Source organism: Gilliamella apicola (assembly GCF_000599985.1).
GTDB classification, from domain to species: Bacteria; Pseudomonadota; Gammaproteobacteria; order Enterobacterales; family Orbaceae; genus Gilliamella; species Gilliamella apicola.
The window spans coordinates 1,522,952-1,540,899 of sequence record NZ_CP007445.1; the positions used below are offsets into that span (position 1 = coordinate 1,522,952).

A 17,948-nucleotide genomic window follows, 5' to 3' on the forward strand; every position below is an offset into this window, starting at 1 on the left:
CCTCATCTGCTACCTTCTGCAAATTATGAAGTTTAGACAACTTAATGTTTTGCAATATTCTTAGTCGTTCGCTCAGTGACTTTGAAAGTGGCTAGTAAATTTTTAGAAAATTCCTTATGGTAAGTTTGATATGCAAAAGAGGACATTGTCTTTATCGTTTATTTGTTTGTTGATAATGGTTTTTCAGATCAGATTGGTTTATTTTTTATCTATCCGAGTATTCCTTCTTTTATTAACGTCGAGGTAAGAGCTCACGACGATCAAAAAACTATCTACGGCTAAAATTCCATGCGCATATTGAATTGATGGTGAGTTTACCTTATCCATTCGCAGAGTAACTGAAGGCACTATGGTAGTGAAGATTTTAATATGACATGCTTTAAAGAAATATCAACGGAATATCGATACTCTTTTAGTGTCTATATTAGAGAGTTTTAATAGCATATTTTTCTTTTTCGATTAGTGAGTAAAGTACATGCTTAATTTGTTCACCAGGATTGCTGGCATTTTGTAAGATCAGTCCTTCGGTGAGGGCTATAAATATTTGAGCTAAAGATTCATTAGGTAAAGAGGGTTGTACTCCTTCTGATTTGAAAACAGCGCATATGATTTCACCTAGCGATTTATTGTTTTCTCGTTGCAGTTGGTTGTAGTACTGTTTGAAGTTTTGATCTCTGCTGGCAATAAGCTGCATTTCTATGTTTAAAATAACACAAATGGTATTATTTTTTATTTGATCAACATAGCTGTTTAATCCATTTATCGAGATGGTATTATTTTCACTATCAATAGCAAGCGCTGATTTTAAGTTTAATCTTTCTTCTGATTTAAGTTTTTCTGTGAGTTGTAGTAATAAATCGTATTTATTTTTAAAATTTGAGAAGAAAGCACCTTTTGAAAAACCTGCGCCTTCACTTATCGAGTTGATGCTTGTTTTGTCAAAACCAAATTTAATAATTTGTTCTATTGCAGCTGCAAATAACATTTCTTTAGTTTCTTGCTGTTGCTGTGCTCTCGTTTTTCTTTGCATACTTTATGTACTTCGCTACTTCATGTATTCCCAATATTTATACACTTTAAAACTGTTTTAAAAACGATAAATTATTTGATTAATAAATATTGCCATTTCTAAAAGACTAGAATAACATATATTTTTTGTGATACCAATTGGTATTTGAATTCTGTGCGGTATTTTACTTGTGCCGAACTAGGGCTATTTAATAAGGATTTTAGAAATGAACGTAGTGTTTGTAACAGGTGCAACAGGATTATTAGGCAGTAGTATTGTAAGAATTTTGATTGATCGCAATATTAAAGTAAAAGTATTGGCAGGTCGGTAGAAAAAGCTAAAAAGCAATTTTATAGTCCTTTAGTTGAGATAATTGAGGGCGATATATTAAACATAAAAGGCTTTACTGCGCATTTAAAAGGATGTGATGCGTTATTTCATTGTGCGGCTTTTTTTAGAGATAATTATAAAGGTGGCAAGCATTGGGATGAACTTTTTAATACGAACGTAAAGGGTACAGAACAAATATTAGAAGCTGCCTATGCAGCAGGAATCCGTAAGGCAGTTTATACCTCATCTATTGCAACTTTGTGTGGTAAAGAAAGGGAGTTAATTGATGAAACCATGCAACGCCCTGTATAGGGTAGTGATAATTATTATAAAAGTAAAATTTTAGCAGAAGAAAAAGTTAAAGAGTTTTTAAGTAATCATCCTGATATGTTTATAACCATTGTATTACCTGGTTGGATGTACGGTCCTTTTGATATGGGGCCAACTTCATCTGGGCAATTAGTATTGGATTATATTGCTGGAAAAATGCCTGGTATATTACCTGCAAGTTTTTCAGTCGTTGATGCTAGGGATGTTGCAGAACATCATATTGCTTCTTTAGAAAAAGGTAGGGTGGTGAAAAGTATCTTGCAGCAGGGCGTTATATGGAAATGAAGGATATTTTTAAATTACTTGAAAAAATGCCAACTAAGCGTATCCCTTTATGGTTATTAAAGGGTATTGCAATGGGGCAGGAAATTTATCACGTATTTACACGTAAACCTATTTTATTAAGTTATTCGTCCGTGAAGTTGATCGGAAATGAATATAAGCGTACACATTTTAGTCATGAAAAGAGTGCAAGGGAATTAGGCTGTAAATTTAGACCTTTAGATGAAACGTTTAGAGATGTTGTCACTTGGTACAAAGAAAATAATTACATTTCCTAATAATCATTAGGTACTGTTATGACGGATATTATTTCAGGTGGCTTAATTCATCAAACAATTTAGATACCGATGATATATTAACCTGCAGCGAGCTGATGAAGCTTGCTGAAAGAAAATGCTATATTTTGAAGTCATTACGCATTTAAAAAGGTGGTTATGTAGCTCTTTGTTTGCCAAACGGTAAAGAAATTGTGAGTTTTTATATTGCTTCGTTAGGCGATGAGTTTATTCCTGTATTACTTAATCATAAGTTGATGGAACGTGAGTTGGTTAAGTATTTCTATTATTGGTCACTGATAGTGCTACATTTGATGCACGTCAGAAGGTTATAAGGAATAGAAAACCTCCGCTACTAGCCAAAAATATGATGATGGATTATGGTATAAAGGTGGTGGAAACCAGATTTTCTTTTCTCCAGAAGCAAATAAAGTATTTGCCTGAAAAGTATCAGTATAGTTGTATGTAGGTATAGATGTACACTTACTAAATGAAAGGGTATTAGTTGATCTTAGTGGCAAAAAAATATAAGTTAACACTATCTATAAGAATAAACCATGAGTAAAAAAATAGAGTTATTATTAAATCCTTGGTATGTCCACACTTTTTAGTACCAAAAAGATAAAGTCATCGATTTCTTTTGTATTCAATCGGTGACTGATAATTTAATGTTGAATGAAGTCGGTTGCAGTTAAACCAATCGACATAATGATTAAATTCCAACCTAAGCTGCTCCAGTGAATCAAAAATAGTATTCGATACAAATTCTGTTTTCACCGCTTTAAATGTTGCTTCCGCAACTGCATTATCATACGGGCAGCCTTTACGGCTTAATGAACGTTTAATGCTAAACTCGGTTAAACACTCATCAATTAGATGATTATCGAACTCTTTTCCTCTATCTGAGTGAAAAAACTCAATAGACTGTAAATTCATTGGAATTTGACTGATTGCTTGCATAACTAACCCTGCTGTTTTATGCCTGCCAGCACTTCGTCCAACTATCTCTCGATTACTGACATCAACAATCACACAAAGGTAGTGCCACCGCTCTTTAACCCTCACATAGGTTAAATCAGTCACCAATATTTTTCGTGGTTGACCTATCTCAAACTCTCGATTAAGTTCATTCCCCACACTCGATTCATTACTTTTTCCAACGTGAATACGATATTTTTTACAGGTGTATTTTGAGACCCAGCCATTTTTTGCCATAATTCGACCAATTCGTCGTCGAGATAAAATCATGCCTTGCTTTCTCAGTTCTGCCTGCAGGCGCCTTGTACCATAAGCGCGGTAATTATCATTAAAAACTCTACCGACTCTTTCACTGAGCACAACATCTTGCGGTTGTTGGGACAATTGCCGTTGATAATAAAAACGATTTCTTGTTACTTTTAAGCAACGACATAATCCTCGCAAAGTGTATCGGTGCTTATTGTGTAAAATTAGCTCGATTTTCGCCCCATTATCAACGCAGCTTGCTTTAGGATATCGTTCTCCTCCGCACTGCGATTATCTTTAGCGGTAAATGACCCCGTGGTTTGATACTGAGTTATCCAATTATCTAATGCTGATTTGGTGAGGTCATACTGAGCGACGATATCAGCACGTTTTTTACCATTTTGATACAGCATTACCATCTGTTTTTTGAACTCGTTAGTAAAGCTGCGTTTTTCTCTTCGGGTTAAATTGATTGTCATTATTGTTACCTTTTTTTATTGTTGGTTTATCATAACAATGACCTTATAAAATTGGTACTAATTAGTGTAGCCTATCCAAAATGATGGAGTTAGTTTTTTTATGAGTGCAATTAAAAAATATTATAGGCTAGTCTTATATTGTTTTTTCATGAAGTAACGAAGCTATTTTTCAATTGATGAATTAAGGTTAAGTTAGCTATAACAGTTTACAAAAATACTAATATTTTTTATAAATTGTTGCTATATACCTTCGTTGTCCATCCACTTGCCCTAAGTCCATAGTAAGCGTCTGGTAAAGCACACCTAGTTTTTGGGATTAAGTATAATCGTCTTATAAAATAATAAGGATAATCCTAGTGTAACTATCCCCTAAAATAGTACATAAAAAAGTAGAAAATTCTCTATAATATTTTTAAGGAGAATTTCAATATGAAAAAATTATCGGAACACCAAATTGTCTCCATTTTAAAAGAAGCTGAAGTTGGTATCCCTATTAAAGAGCTTTGCCGTAAATATGGTATGGCCGTTTCTACTTTTTATAAATGGCGAGATAAATATGGCGGTATGCAATCATCGGACATTACGCGGTTAAAACAGCTGGAAGCTGAAAATCGTAAACTTAAACAGATGTATGCTGAATTAAGTTTAACTTCTCAGCTCCAGCAAGAAATAATAAAAAAGCTATAGTGCCGACGGCAGTTCGTAAGAGTTGGGCACAAACACTACAGTCACAATACTGTATAACAATTAAAATGAGTTGCACTATTGTGAATTTAAGTCGCTGTGCTTACTACTATCAACCTAAATCGGCAGATGACACTATGATTATTTCATTACTTAAGTCAATAACAGACAAGCATTTACGTTGGGGATTTCCTAAGTGTTTTCATCGAATCAGGAAACTGGGATATACGTGGAATCATAAACGGATTTATCGAGTTTATTGTCAGTTAAAACTCAATATTCGTTCTAAACGCAATAAACGATTGCCCCAACGTTATCCAGAGCCATTATCAGTACCAAGTCGTTTGGGAGAATGTTGGTCAATGGATTTTATGAGTGATAGTTCTCAAAATCACCGCCGATTTAGAACCTTTAATGTTATTGATGACTTTAATCGAGAGGCATTAGGCATTGATATTGCGGTCAGTTTATCGGCAGGTAGAATTACCCGTTATTTAGACAGACTGGCTCAATATCACGGTTATCCATTAAAAATACGCGTTGATAATGGCACAGAATTTACCTCAAACAGATTTACAAGTTGGGCAAAATCACATGGAATAACCCTAGATTATATTAAACCAGGTAGTCCTTATCAAAACGGCTATATAGAACGATTTAACCGCACATATCGAACGGAGGTATTAGATCTGTATTTATTTAAAAATCTGGAACAAGTAAGAAAAATAACCGAAGAGTGGTTAGAAATGTATAACACAGAAAGACCGCATGAAGCATTAAATAATATGACACCAATTGAATATAGAAACATGAAGCAAATAGCATGATTTTCTACTTGATTTGTGTGCTAACAATGGGGTATTTACACTAGAATATCCTTCAGAGTATAGGGTTTTGCTTAAGGTTTGCGGTTTCGTTCCGCTGCATCAGTGAGTGCCATAAGCGTTCTCCTAAGAAGAAAGTAAGGAGATTTCTATTATGGGAATGCAAAATCAAATGTAATTCAAAAATATGAATGTACCACTTATGGATTTCAATGAACCATAGAATGTACTGTTTTCGTGTGGCAGAGGGTAAATATTAGTATATTTCTACATATAACCAATACACAAAAACGTGTTGATTTAGACATAGTTTTGATTGCTTGGTGAACGTCTATGAGGCTCATTAGATGAATGTTTGGAGCGGGAAACGAGGTTCGAACTCGCGACCTCAACCTTGGCAAGGTTGCGCTCTACCAACTGAGCTATTCCCGCATGAGAAGTGTTTTAAATGGTGCCCGGGGCGAGACTTGAACTCGCACGGCCAAAAAGGCCGAGGGATTTTAAATCCCTTGTGTCTACCGATTTCACCACCCGGGCTCAAAACTAATTATCAAAAAGTAATTCGCTTTGAATGCTGTGCATTTTACCTATATCATTTTTTCAGTCAATAAAAATTTTAGATAAATCGATTGATTGCTTAATGTTTAACTCGTTAATGATTTAAAGATATTCTTATTGTTAATCTAAAATAGATTTGTGTAATTTTATTAAATTAAAGTTATACAATAAAATTACACTTATAAATTTGGAAGTAAGGTATTATTCTTCATCTAATAGATCATTATGCGCTACCCATAAATATTGCAACATGGACAATAAAGTTAAAATTGTAGCAAGTAATAGGGTAACTAAGCCTGCATTAATAACAATGTCGCAAGGACGCCAAAGTAACCAAGTTAATGCAGTCATTTGGGCAATAGTTTTGATTTTGCCAATGGATGACACGGCAACATTACTACGTTTGCCAATTTCAGCCATCCATTCACGTAAAGCGGAGATTATAATTTCACGTGAGACAATTATAATTGCTGGAACGGATATCCACCATGCTTGGTAATATTGGGTAATTAACACCAGTGCAATTGTTACCATAATTTTATCAGCAACCGGATCCAAAAAAGCACCAAACTTAGTCGTTTGTCCTAAACGACGAGCAAGATAGCCATCAAAAATATCCGTTATTGCTGCAATTACAAAAATTAATGCTGAAAAAAAACCAGACCATTCGTGGGGTAGAAGATAAAATGCTAATACCAAAAAAGGGATTAGAATGACTCGAAATAAAGTTAAAAGTGTTGGTAGGTTGATTTTCATGTGAAATAAGCTCTTTTTTTGTCTTATTAATCAAAGCATTAGTGATAATAAAAAATAGTGTTCTTTTAATGCTTATGTTGCCTGAAATGTGTTATTTTTTCAATGCGTTATTGTTGTAAATTTAGATAAATTTTTTCAGCTAATGGTTTAGAAATACCTTGTACTTGGGCTATTTCATCAATACTGGCATTTTTTAACTCTCTTAATCCACCAAAATGATTTAAAAGTGCTTTTCTTCTTTTTGCCCCCACACCATTAATATGCTCTAATGCACTATCCGTAAGCTGTTTTGTCCCTTTTTTACGTTGTCCCACAATAGCATGATCATGAGATGCATTACGTATTTGTTGAATAAGTAATAGAGCTGGGGAGCGATCATCAAGATAATGACCTGTACCATGTGCTTCAAAAAATAGTGTTTCAAGACCTTCTTTTCTTTCTGCGCCTTTAGCCACACCGATTAAAATTGGATGATTTTTATTCCAATTTACATCTAACTGCTCAAATACTTGTAATGCTTGATTAAGTTGACCTTTACCACCATCAATGAAGATAATATCAGGAACTTTTTCATCTGCTAGATCTTTTTTATTGTAACGACGCCTCAATACTTGCTCCATCGCAGCATAATCATCACCCGGAGTAATGTCTGTTATATTATAGCGACGAAATTCAGATTTGACTGGACCATTTTCATCAAATACTACACAAGACGCTATTGTATTTTTACCCATAAAATGACTGATATCAAAGCATTCCATGCGATTGATTTTATCAATCCCTAAAAATGCCTTAAGCGCATCATATCGTTGTTTTATGGTTGAATTTTCTAATAGCTTATTTTTGACTGCTGTTTGTGCATTAACAGTAGCAATATTAAGTAATTTTAGATTATCGCCTTTAGGTTCATCAACTAATTTAACTTGATGCTCTGCAATGATAGATAAAGTTTCTTCCATTGCTTGTTTATCTGATAATGAAAAATTTAATAAAATCTTTTGAGGAATATTTCTATTTTGATTACCTTGCAGATAAAATTGACCTAAAAAGGTTTCAATAACTTCTTCGAGCTCAGTATTTGAAGGCACTTTAGGGAAATAAGAGCGGTGACCAAAAGTTTGCCCATTGCGGATAAACAAAACATAAATACAAGCTAAACCCGACTCATAATGGAATCCAATGACATCAAGATTATCATTATTATTATATATAGCTTGTTTTTCATTAATATGTTTTATGGCTTGTAACTGATCACGTAATGCTGCGGCTTTTTCAAAGTTAAGCTCGCTACTTGCTTTATGCATATCTTCAGTTATTTTTTGGATAATCTGCTCTGATCGTCCAGACAAAAATAATCTAACATAATTAACTTGTTCATTATAATCTTCATCGCTAACTAATCCTGGTACACATGGACCTAAACAACGTTTAATTTGGTATTGCAAACATGGACGAGTACGATTGCGATAAGTACTATCCAAACATTGTCTAATCGGAAAGGTTTTTTGTAGTAGGGCTAAAATCTGTTTAACTGCATATCCACTCGGATAAGGACCAAAAAACTCATCTTTTTTTCGATTAATTGCGCCACGATAAAGTGATAATTGTGGATGGCGTTCTTTACTAAGCTTTATAAATGGATAGCTCTTATCATCTTTTAATAATACATTATAACGAGGCTGATATTTTTTGATGTAAGTCTGTTCTAGTAGTAAAGCTTCAGTTTCGGTGTTGGTAATTGTAAATTCAACATGATGAATATGGCTGACTAGCCTGTCTGTTTTAAGTGTTTTTTTACTACTGTTAAAATAGCTTTTTAATCGGTTATTGAGATCTTTGGCTTTTCCCACATAAATAATGGTCTGTTTATCATTGAACATTTGATAAATGCCCGGTTTATGTGGGACTGTTTTTAAAAATGATGCTGAATTGAATTGGCTCATATTAGTTTTCAAAAGTGAGGGCTTTTTTCTCTATTATCCTCATAATGGTGCTTAAAAGCCCATTTATCAAGAGGTAGACTAGCCCAGCAACCACAAAAATTGAAAAATCGTAATAATCTCCATTTAATTGATTACTATATCCCATAATATCCATAACAGGAATCATTGAAGCTAAAGCGGTACCTTTTACTACAAAAACCACTTCATTAGAATAAGTCGAAAGTGCTCGTTTTATTGCATATGGCATGACAATTTTTAATGTTTGTCTTTTATTCATACCTAAAGCCTCACACGCTTGCCATTGACCTTGTGGTACGGATTTTAAAGCGCCATAAAATATTTGCGTAGTATAGGCTGCACTATTAAGTGTTAATGCAAGATAAGCACAGAACCAAGGTGAAGAGATAATCTCATAAAATGTCGGTACTTTATTTAAAACATCGCCAAATTGTGATGGCCCATAGTAGATTAAAAATAGCTGAACTAATAGCGGTGAACCGGTAAATATAATAATATAAGTGCGTATAATTTTAGTTATCACACAAGAATTTAGCGATAATAAGCAAGATAAAACAACAGCCAATAGACCTGCTGAAATAATGCCTAAAATGCCTAAACTTAAGGTATCAGGAAGTCCTTGTAAAATGACTTTAAGATAGTAAATAAAATTATCAAACATAACGTGACCTTACAAACTATTGGCTGATTTTGGTTGTTCAAAATAGGTTGAACGCTTTTCGATTCGTGTAATAACCTTTTGACTTAAAATAGAGATAATTAAATAAATAAGCATCGCAATGAAATACCATAGAAAAGGTTGATTAGTTCGAGCAATTATGGTTTTTGTTTGCATCATCAAATCATCAATAGCGATTGCCGAAACTAACGCGGTATCTTTTAATAGTATTAGCCATTGATTACTCAATCCAGGTAAGGCATGACGCCACATTTGTGGCATGATAATTCGAAAGAACGTTCGTGATTTGCTCAATCCAAGTACTTGTGCCGCTTGCTTTTGACCGTTTGAAATTGCTTTAAAAGCACCTCGTAATGTTTGAGATGCATAAACCGCATAAAGTAATGAAAGGGCAGTTACACCACATAAAAATGGATCGGGTTTTGTGTTTGCTATGTCGATTTGCAATGTAAAGGAGGTAAATCCAAGCGAAATTGCTATTCCATCATCTAATGACATCAATAACAAAGGTAGTCCAGTATAAATTGCTACCACAATTAATAATTCGGGTAGGGCGCGGATAGTCAAATTAAATAAGGACATTAACCATGCAACGGGTTTGAAAGGTGCAGATTCTAGCAGTGTAAAAATAAAAGCAAATATCATGCCTACAATTAATGATACAAAAGCTAATGATAATGTGATTGACGTTGCTTGCGCTAATGGCAAGATATATCCGTCCATCGAAGATAGAATCCAGTTTGTTCCGTTGGATAGAAAGTCTGACATAAAAAAACCGTATTTAAATTAAAAAAATAAACTCGCCGCAATGTATGCGGCGAGATCATAAATCAAGTTAAGAATTAAATTTTAACGACTAGTTATTAAACCATTTTTTATAAATAGCGTCTAATTCTCCATTTGCTTTTAGCTTATCGATTGCTTGGTTAAATTTTTCACGAAGCTCATCATTACCTTTACGTAAAGCAATACCTAAACCTTCACCAAAAAATTCATGATCAGTGATTTTATCACCTAATGGTACGATTTCGGCATCTTTACCTAACCAGTCACCGGCTACGAATGAACTTGAAACAATAGCATCAATACGTTTAGCTTTTAAATCAAGAAATGCAAATTGATAACTATCGTAACTAACCGGTTTCACATCCGGAAATTTTTCATTCAAATATTTTAAATAAGTCGTACCTTTTTGAATACCGACACGTTTGCCTTTAAGTTGATCTAAACTAGTTAGAGAGTCTTTTAATGTGATGAATTGAATTGAACTATCATCATAATAAATTTTTGTAAAATCAACTTGTTTTTGTCTTTCAGCTGTTACATCTATACCTGCAATTGCAGCATCGATTCTACGAGTTTTTAAACTGGGAATTAAACCATCAAATGATTGATTAACAATTTTGCAAGAAACTTTCATTTCTTCACAAATTTTGTTGATCATATCAATATCAAAACCGACAATTTCATTTTTATCATTAGTAAATTCAAAAGGCGCGTAAGTTGCTTCAGTACCGATGATAAGGTTTTCTGCTGCTTGTGCAACAAATGCTGTTCCCGCTAATAAAACAGCTAATAATGTTTTCTTCATATTTTCACCCAATTATATTATTTAATGTGATAAATAAGCTTTAAATTCTTTGGTTTTAGGATGAGCAAAGCATTCTAATTGCCCTTGCTCAATAATTTTACCGTGTTCCATATAAATCACTTGCGAAGCAACTTTACGGGCAAAATCAACTTCATGTGTGACAATAATTTGTGTAATCCCTGTTTGTGATAATTCATTAATGATCTCTGCTATTTGCGATGTTATAGCTGGATCTAAAGCCGCTGTTGGCTCATCAAATAATAAAATTTGAGGTTCCATCATTAATGCTCTTGCTATAGCCACACGTTGTTGTTGTCCTCCTGAAAGGTGAAGAGGGTAACGGTGTGCCATATCATCTATCCGTAAACGTTTTAAAATCGACATTGCTTTGTCAATGGCTTCTTTTTTAGACATTTTTAATACTTGACAAGGTGCTTCAATTAGATTTTCAAGTACAGTTAAATGTGGCCATAAATTATAATTTTGAAAAACCATACCAACATTTTTTCGAAGCAGTCGAATTGTTGATTCACTGATTTTTTTTGAAAAATCAAAATGTGAGTCAGCAATCGTCATTTCTCCAGACGTTGGAATTTCAAGTAAATTAAATACTTTTAATAAAGAGCTCTTTCCTGCACCACTTTGACCAAGTAAAACAATCGTTTCACCAAGTGGATAGCATAATGAAACATCATTTAATGCCTGATGAGAACCATAAAAGCAATTAATATGGTTTAGTTCAATATTCATTCTTCGTTTTCTTAAATTTAAATTGACTAAATATTACTTTTTTTTGCATAAAAATGCAATCTAATTTATTAGACAATAGCTTTCTGCCTATTTTTTTACTGAAACGTACCCATAACCTCAAACTTTTTTACAAAAAATTATTCATTGTTGGATATGATTGGTATTACAGGGCCAAGATACTTTGGTTCTTTACTTAGAATATAAAGATCAATAAAGGCACTGACACGAGCGAACATTTCACGGATACGAACTAATTTCATACTTTTAGGCGATGGTACAGCAAAACATTGTGCCTGTATTCCTTGAGCAATAGCAATAAAAATTGCACGTTCGCAATGAAACTCTTGAGTGATAATTGTGAAATCATTTGCATCAAAGACTTTATTGGCACGAACAATTGAATCAAACGTTCTGAAACCTGCGTAATCAAGAACTATCGCTTTTCTTGGAATGCCTGCTTTGATTAAATCTTTTTGCATAGTGATTGGTTCATTATAGCTTAATAAGGCATTATCTCCGCTAAGTAAAAGATAATCTACTTTACCTTGCCAATAAAGGTCGATCGCTCCATCAATGCGGTTTCGATAAAAACCATTTAGTCCGCCACCTCGTACATATTTAGATGTGCCAAGTACTACACCAACAGCACGATAAGGAAGTTTGTTCTCATCGTGATAGATATAAGGTGCTGTTTTATAGCTGATCCAATAGTCAAGGATAAGAATCGTAGATATTGCAATCAAGCACAAACCAATAAAACAAGCTATTAGCTTTTTTAAATTCATGCTAAAACCAATCAAAAATAAATACCATTATTGGAAATAAAAAAGGTGCTGTCAATGATGTCATAATACCACATAAAACAAGCGACAAGGAACTATAGGCTCCTTCGTTATAATCAACCTCAATGCAACGTGCTGTTCCAACTGCATGTGAAACAGCTCCAATAGAAAGTCCTCTAGCAGAAGCTGATTTTATTTTAACAAGATTTAATATTTGATGCCCAAAAATTCCGCCTAATGTACCAACTAATATTACACATAATGCCGCTATTGATGGGACGCCACCTTGATCAGCAGCAATAGTTACTGCAATAGCAGTAGTCACTGATTTCGGTAAAACAGACGCTGCAATAGCATTATTACCTCCCAACCAAAATGCAATGCATACGCCAGTTATCATTGAGGCAATTGAAGCAGTAAAGGTAATAAATATGATTGATTTCCAACGAGCTTTGATTTGAGGAATAAGTTCGTATAATGGATAGGCAAGGGCTACAACTGAATAAGGCAATAAATCATTAATAATTTGTACATTTGCTACATATTGCTCATAACTGGTTTTAGTTATTAATAAAATTGGAATTAAAACAATAACCGATATGACTAAAGGATTAAATAGGGGACTTTTTAATTTGAATGAAATTCTACGAATAATGAGAAAAACACAAACTGTAAGTGGTAGCATCCATATCATGGTTGCTTCTCCTGATCTTTAGATAGAATTGTTCTTTTTGGCGACATAATTTTTTTTTGGAAGTTTTCGGTTAGAAAAGCGGTAAAAATTAACACAATAAGCGACCCGCCTACAGTGCTAAAAATTATAGGGATCCAATTTTCTAATAAAAGTGAATAATTATCCATTATACCCATTGCTGCTGGGATAAAAAGAACCGTCATATAACGCATAAATATATTACAACTATTTTTGATCCAACAAGTTGGAACAAGCTGGAAAGCAAGTAAGAAAAATAGAAGTAACAAACCAATAATACTGCCAGGAATCATTATCGGTATTATTTTTGAGATTATATTTCCCGCCCATAAACAGAGAGTTAAAATAATCAATCCTCGACCATAGCTGAACAGCGTATAGTATAAAGAATAGAGTCGATGTTTTATCGTTGCATGTTTGGCTAAAAAATGTTTCATAATATTATATTGCTAAATATTTTAAACTTTATGATGATTATTTATATCTGCGGCTTCAATGATATAAATAGAATTGGTTCTATCATACGCCCGTCAAATTCAATTATCCAACTAAATTATGACAATAGTTATAAAGTTGTTTAATTATTGTTAATTTTTCAGGTTGTTGAATATAGGTTTCAGCCAACAGTTCAAGATTCAATAAATAATCTTGTATTTTGGGTGTATTAAGTTTGTCTCGACAATAGTTGTACCAAATGGTTTGTTCTCGTTCAGTTAATGCTTGAGGATAGTTTCGGGCTTTATATCTAAAAAAAAGAGTAGCTAAACGAGGATCATCAAATGTTAAAGATAGGCTATCTAACAGTTGAGTGGGTGTTGTTCGAATCGTTTCACAGCGTAATTTATCTTGATTATTCAAAAAACCTTGGTAAATTTGAGCATCAACATCTGAATTAATTGGATAATTATTATCAATATTAAACAATTCTTGCATCTTATTTTGCAGCAAATTTTGATTTTCTTGTAGTTTTTGTAGTTTAATTAAACATTGTTCAACATCAAGCCCAAATCGTTTTGCATTTTCAGGTAACAAGGTTTTTAATGGAGCAACTATAGGGCATTTATTGGTATGAATTAATTTTAAAGGAATTCGCGATTCTCCTAACTCTAGATCTTCTGTTTTTGTATACAGTTTCTCATTGATTTGTTCAACGGACAAATCAATGAGGAGGTCAATATCACCCGCTAAATCACATATAACAGCTGCATTATTTTGTATTGGATGCCAAATTATTGGAGCAACCACTGATAGATTACCTCGATGACTACCTAGCATGCCCGATACATGAATGATAGGTGTCATATTGACAACATCTATAAGATCAGCAACTTTGTTTTTATTACGTAATAAGAAAAAATAATTAAATAATTTGGGTTGTTTTTCTTTTATTAGTTTAGCCATAGCAATAGTTGCATAAACATCGGACATAGCATCGTGAGCATGTTCATGCTTAATATTATTTGCTTGAGTTAGATGCTCCAAACGAAAGCTAGGAAGGCCGTTATCATTGATAGGCCAATTGATACCATCTGGTCTTAATGCATAACAAGCTCTAACAACATCAAGAAGATCCCACCTAGAATTACCGTTCTGCCAACTATAGGAATAGGGATCATAAAAGTTACGATATAAAATATTACGAGTGACTTCATCATCAAATCGGATATTATTATATCCTAAAATACATGTGTTGGGTTCACTAAAAGCTTGATAGATTTGTTTAGTAAATTCAGCTTCACAAATGCCGTTTTGATTGGCTTTCTGAGGAGTAATTCCAGTAATAAGCACAGCCTCAGGATTTGGCAAATAATCTTGAGCAATTTGACAATAAATAACTAAAGGATCTTCAATGATGTTAAAATCACCGTCAGTTCGAACTCCTGCAAACTGTGCTGGGCGATCTAAAGCAGGGTTTATACCAAAAGTTTCATAATCATGAAAGTAAAAAGTTGGCTGATTTAAGTCGTTTTTCATTATTCTTTTTGCCTTTAATTGTCTTTTATTTCTATATTTTCAATAGTTTATTTAATTTGTTATTCAATTTTGTTTTTTCACGGTTATAACTTTTTTGATTGTTAACTTGCAATTGTGTACATAATTATATTTTTAGTTGTGTACAGAATGTATAAAATAAAAATGGCTATAAACTATCAAAATAACAACATTAGTAAATAAAGCTTATCTGGTTATATTAAATTACTAACAGTGATGAATTAGGTGTAAGAATATCACAAAACGGAATTATTACCTTTCAATTTCGTTATAGATGGAATGGAAAGGCACAACGATTGTCATTTGGGAGACAATCGTTCATGGAGTTGTTCATAAATCATTGTTTTGCGCCTTTAACCATTCTGGACGCTCACCTTTACCACAATAAAAATCAATAATATCTAATAGGCGAGGGTAAAATTTAAGCGAGTCCTCACCGTCCATATCAAGAATGTCTTGTTTGCTAAATTGACGCCATTCACTAGCTAAATGATTCTGATAATGTGTATTAGCACAACTACTAGCTCTGACATAATCACCATATATTGAAATAAAATATTTTTCACCTAATATAATGAATGTTGATTCAGGTAATATAGTACGATGAAGCTTTGGACAGCTCAGATCTACATCTCTCAGATTGACACCTCTCAAGTCTGCATTACTTAGGTCTGCGCCTCTCAAGTCTGCATTACTTAGGTCTGCGCCTCTCAAGTCTGCAGTATTTAGGTCTGCACCTCTCAGGTCTGCACCTCTCAGGTTTGCGGATTGCAAGACTGCACGGTACAGATTTGCGTGACTCAGGTTGGCATATCTTAGATCAGCATTTTTCAGATTGCAAAAACACAGTTCAGCACCTTTTAGGTTGGTATAACTCAGTTTAGCATGTGTTAGGTTGCTATCATTTAAGCTAGCACATCTTAGGTCGGCAGCTACTATTTTGCTATAACTCAGGTCAGCATCAAGTTCTATTTGACCTCCATTCTTGCCATTAGAGGTAAGCCAAATTTTATGCCTTTTAAATATTTTATTTATTTTACAAATATCCATCAAATCCACCACGTTTTAGTTATTCATTAGTTAGTTCAATGATTATATTATAAATGTAATTTTTTTAATGTTCAGATTTTTTTGTCAACTTAGGACTATACAACTGCATGTAACATCAGCTATAAAGTGGTGTATTAGCCTACAGATTATAGAATGATGTGAATTAATGAAATTGAGTCCTAAAAACATTGGGATAAAAATGGAAATATCATATAGAGAACGAGCAAAAATTTGGCTAGCAATTGAAAATTACAGAACATCTTCCATATTAAAAATATGTTACATCCAATGTTAATGCTATAGTTGGCTAGAAATTTAGAATTACGGCTATCTTTAGTTAATGAATTCCATTTTGATAGCGCCCTTAAATTTAATTCATATTGAAATTCTGTATTTTCAGGAATAAAAATACTTTCAGAATCTAATTTCGAGCTTATGAACCGTTGAAAAAATATAAATCTTTTATTTTTAACTATATAGTTAGAAATTTTTTATTTAAAAGTTTTTAAAATTTTTCCATAACTAAATGCTAGCAAAAAAATCCACTAGGAGGTGGCGTATTTCTTCATTTAGCTGTTTAACTGAACTGTTTTGACTATCTACCACAACATACCTATCGCCAACCCGTATTTTAGTAACATATATTTTTTTTAACCTGTAAATATTGAGCGGGTCTACTAAATTCCACTAATCTGGATTACAATCGTTCTTGAAATTGTTCATAAATCATTGTTTTGCGCCTTTAACCATTCTGGGCGCTCACCTTTACCACAATAAAAATCAATAATATCTAATAGGCGAGGGTAAAATTTAAGCGAGTCCTCACCGTCCATATCAAGAATGTCTTGTTTGCTAAATTGACGCCATTCACTAGCTAAATGATTCTGATAATGTGTATTAGCACAACTACTAGCTCTGACATAATCACCATATATTGAAATAATATATTTTTCACCTAATATAATGAATGTTGATTCAGGTAATATAGTACGATTAAGGTTTGGACAGCTCAGATCTACATCTCTCAGATTGACACCTCTCAAGTCTGCATAACTTAGGTCTGTACCTCTCAAGTCTGCATTACTTAGGTCTGCGCCTCTCAAATCTGTATCGCTTAAGTCCGCACCTCTCAGGTCTGCGGATTGCAAGAATGCATCTCTTAGGTTCGCACCTCTCAGGTTTGCGGATTGCAAGATTGAACGATACAGATGTGCGTCAATGAGATTGGCACATCTTAGATCAGCATTTTCCAGCTTGCAAAAACCTAGGTTTATACGTTCTAGATTGGTACAACACAGTTCAGCCCATTCTAGATTGCAAAAACTCAGGTCAGCACCTTTTAGGTTGGTATAACTCAATTTAGCATGTGTTAGGTTGCTACTATTTAAGTTAGCACATCTTAGGTCGGCAGCTACTATTTTGCTATAACTCAGGTCATCATCAAGTTCTATTTGACATCCATTCTTGCCATTAGAGGTAAGCCAAATTTTATGTTTTTTCAATATTTCATTCATTTCATTACTGTTCATCAACCCACCACGTTTTAGTTATTCATTAGTTAGTTCAATGATTATATTATAAATGTAATTTTTTAAATGTTCAGTTTTTTTGTCAACTTAGGACTATACAACTGCATGTAACATCAGCTATAAAGTGGTGTATCAGCCTACAGATTATAGA

15 protein-coding genes, 2 tRNA genes and 2 pseudogenes are annotated in these 17,948 nt (G+C 33.5%); 3 read left to right on the top strand and 16 right to left on the bottom strand.

Annotated elements, in window-relative coordinates:
- Positions 1 to 424 precede the first annotated feature (424 nt).
- Entirely contained in the window at positions 425 to 1,030 is a 606-nt protein-coding gene (locus GAPWK_RS07060) for a TetR/AcrR family transcriptional regulator (RefSeq protein WP_025315550.1), read from the bottom strand.
- 205 nt (positions 1,031 to 1,235) lie between these two features.
- Between GAPWK_RS07060 and GAPWK_RS15585 the strand changes: the two are divergent.
- Positions 1,236 to 2,229 (top strand): annotated as a pseudogene (locus GAPWK_RS15585) (SDR family oxidoreductase).
- Positions 2,230 to 2,853: 624 nt separating this feature from the next.
- On the opposite strand, the gene GAPWK_RS07075 reads toward GAPWK_RS15585, so the two are convergent.
- A protein-coding gene (locus tag GAPWK_RS07075) for an IS3 family transposase (protein WP_148296400.1) occupies positions 2,854 to 3,929 on the bottom strand; the annotation gives its coding sequence in 2 pieces (ribosomal slippage) (positions 2,854 to 3,683 and positions 3,683 to 3,929; 1,077 coding nt in all).
- Between the two features lie 429 nt (positions 3,930 to 4,358).
- On the opposite strand from GAPWK_RS07075, the gene GAPWK_RS07090 reads away from it, so the two are divergent.
- A protein-coding gene (locus GAPWK_RS07090) for an IS3 family transposase (protein WP_407919851.1) occupies positions 4,359 to 5,440 on the top strand; the annotation gives its coding sequence in 2 pieces (ribosomal slippage) (positions 4,359 to 4,614 and positions 4,614 to 5,440; 1,083 coding nt in all).
- Positions 5,441 to 5,793: 353 nt separating this feature from the next.
- On the opposite strand, the gene GAPWK_RS07095 is transcribed toward GAPWK_RS07090, so the two are convergent.
- The 12 genes from GAPWK_RS07095 to sbcB form a co-directional block, all read right to left on the bottom strand.
- Positions 5,794 to 5,869: transfer RNA gene (locus GAPWK_RS07095), tRNA-Gly, on the bottom strand.
- Positions 5,870 to 5,886: 17 nt separating this feature from the next.
- Positions 5,887 to 5,974: transfer RNA gene (locus GAPWK_RS07100), tRNA-Leu, on the bottom strand.
- 222 nt (positions 5,975 to 6,196) lie between these two features.
- Positions 6,197 to 6,751, bottom strand: coding sequence for a CDP-diacylglycerol--glycerol-3-phosphate 3-phosphatidyltransferase (pgsA, locus tag GAPWK_RS07105; RefSeq protein WP_025315555.1), 555 nt, complete (start codon positions 6,749 to 6,751; stop codon positions 6,197 to 6,199).
- A 107-nt stretch (positions 6,752 to 6,858) separates the two neighbouring features.
- Positions 6,859 to 8,694: an excinuclease ABC subunit UvrC gene (gene uvrC / locus GAPWK_RS07110; RefSeq protein ID WP_025315556.1), complete on the bottom strand. Its 1,836-nt coding sequence runs from the start codon at positions 8,692 to 8,694 to the stop codon at positions 6,859 to 6,861.
- Position 8,695: 1 nt separating this feature from the next.
- Positions 8,696 to 9,373 (bottom strand): arginine ABC transporter permease ArtM, encoded by a 678-nt coding sequence (gene artM, locus GAPWK_RS07115; protein WP_038517326.1) that lies wholly within the window; start codon positions 9,371 to 9,373, stop codon positions 8,696 to 8,698.
- Between the two features lie 9 nt (positions 9,374 to 9,382).
- Positions 9,383 to 10,114, bottom strand: coding sequence for an arginine ABC transporter permease ArtQ (gene artQ / locus GAPWK_RS07120; protein ID WP_025315558.1), 732 nt, complete (start codon positions 10,112 to 10,114; stop codon positions 9,383 to 9,385).
- Positions 10,115 to 10,247: 133 nt separating this feature from the next.
- On the bottom strand, positions 10,248 to 10,982 hold the full coding sequence (locus GAPWK_RS07125; RefSeq protein ID WP_025315559.1) for a transporter substrate-binding domain-containing protein: 735 nt from the start codon (positions 10,980 to 10,982) through the stop codon (positions 10,248 to 10,250).
- Positions 10,983 to 11,003: 21 nt separating this feature from the next.
- On the bottom strand, positions 11,004 to 11,732 hold the full coding sequence (artP, locus tag GAPWK_RS07130) for an arginine ABC transporter ATP-binding protein ArtP (protein WP_025315560.1): 729 nt from the start codon (positions 11,730 to 11,732) through the stop codon (positions 11,004 to 11,006).
- A 137-nt stretch (positions 11,733 to 11,869) separates the two neighbouring features.
- The gene (locus tag GAPWK_RS07135; protein WP_025315561.1) at positions 11,870 to 12,517 is read right to left on the bottom strand and encodes an ElyC/SanA/YdcF family protein; all 648 of its coding nucleotides are present in this window, start codon (positions 12,515 to 12,517) and stop codon (positions 11,870 to 11,872) included.
- A gap of 1 nt (position 12,518) precedes the next feature.
- A complete protein-coding gene (locus GAPWK_RS07140; protein ID WP_025315562.1) occupies positions 12,519 to 13,208 on the bottom strand; it encodes a CidB/LrgB family autolysis modulator in 690 nt (229 codons plus the stop codon).
- On the bottom strand, positions 13,205 to 13,663 hold the full coding sequence (locus GAPWK_RS07145; RefSeq protein WP_025315563.1) for a CidA/LrgA family protein: 459 nt from the start codon (positions 13,661 to 13,663) through the stop codon (positions 13,205 to 13,207). The genes GAPWK_RS07140 and GAPWK_RS07145 overlap by 4 nt, the downstream gene beginning before the upstream one ends.
- A gap of 103 nt (positions 13,664 to 13,766) precedes the next feature.
- Positions 13,767 to 15,200, bottom strand: coding sequence for an exodeoxyribonuclease I (gene sbcB, locus GAPWK_RS07150; protein ID WP_025315564.1), 1,434 nt, complete (start codon positions 15,198 to 15,200; stop codon positions 13,767 to 13,769).
- Positions 15,201 to 15,421: 221 nt separating this feature from the next.
- Between sbcB and GAPWK_RS15675 the strand changes: the two are divergent.
- A pseudogene (locus tag GAPWK_RS15675) lies at positions 15,422 to 15,529 on the top strand (Arm DNA-binding domain-containing protein); the annotation flags it as partial.
- Positions 15,530 to 15,548: 19 nt separating this feature from the next.
- On the opposite strand, the gene GAPWK_RS07155 reads toward GAPWK_RS15675, so the two are convergent.
- Both GAPWK_RS07155 and GAPWK_RS07160 read right to left on the bottom strand, forming a co-directional pair.
- Positions 15,549 to 16,268, bottom strand: coding sequence for a pentapeptide repeat-containing protein (locus GAPWK_RS07155; protein WP_025315565.1), 720 nt, complete (start codon positions 16,266 to 16,268; stop codon positions 15,549 to 15,551).
- 719 nt (positions 16,269 to 16,987) lie between these two features.
- On the bottom strand, positions 16,988 to 17,797 hold the full coding sequence (locus GAPWK_RS07160) for a pentapeptide repeat-containing protein (RefSeq protein ID WP_025315566.1): 810 nt from the start codon (positions 17,795 to 17,797) through the stop codon (positions 16,988 to 16,990).
- Positions 17,798 to 17,948 lie beyond the last annotated feature (151 nt).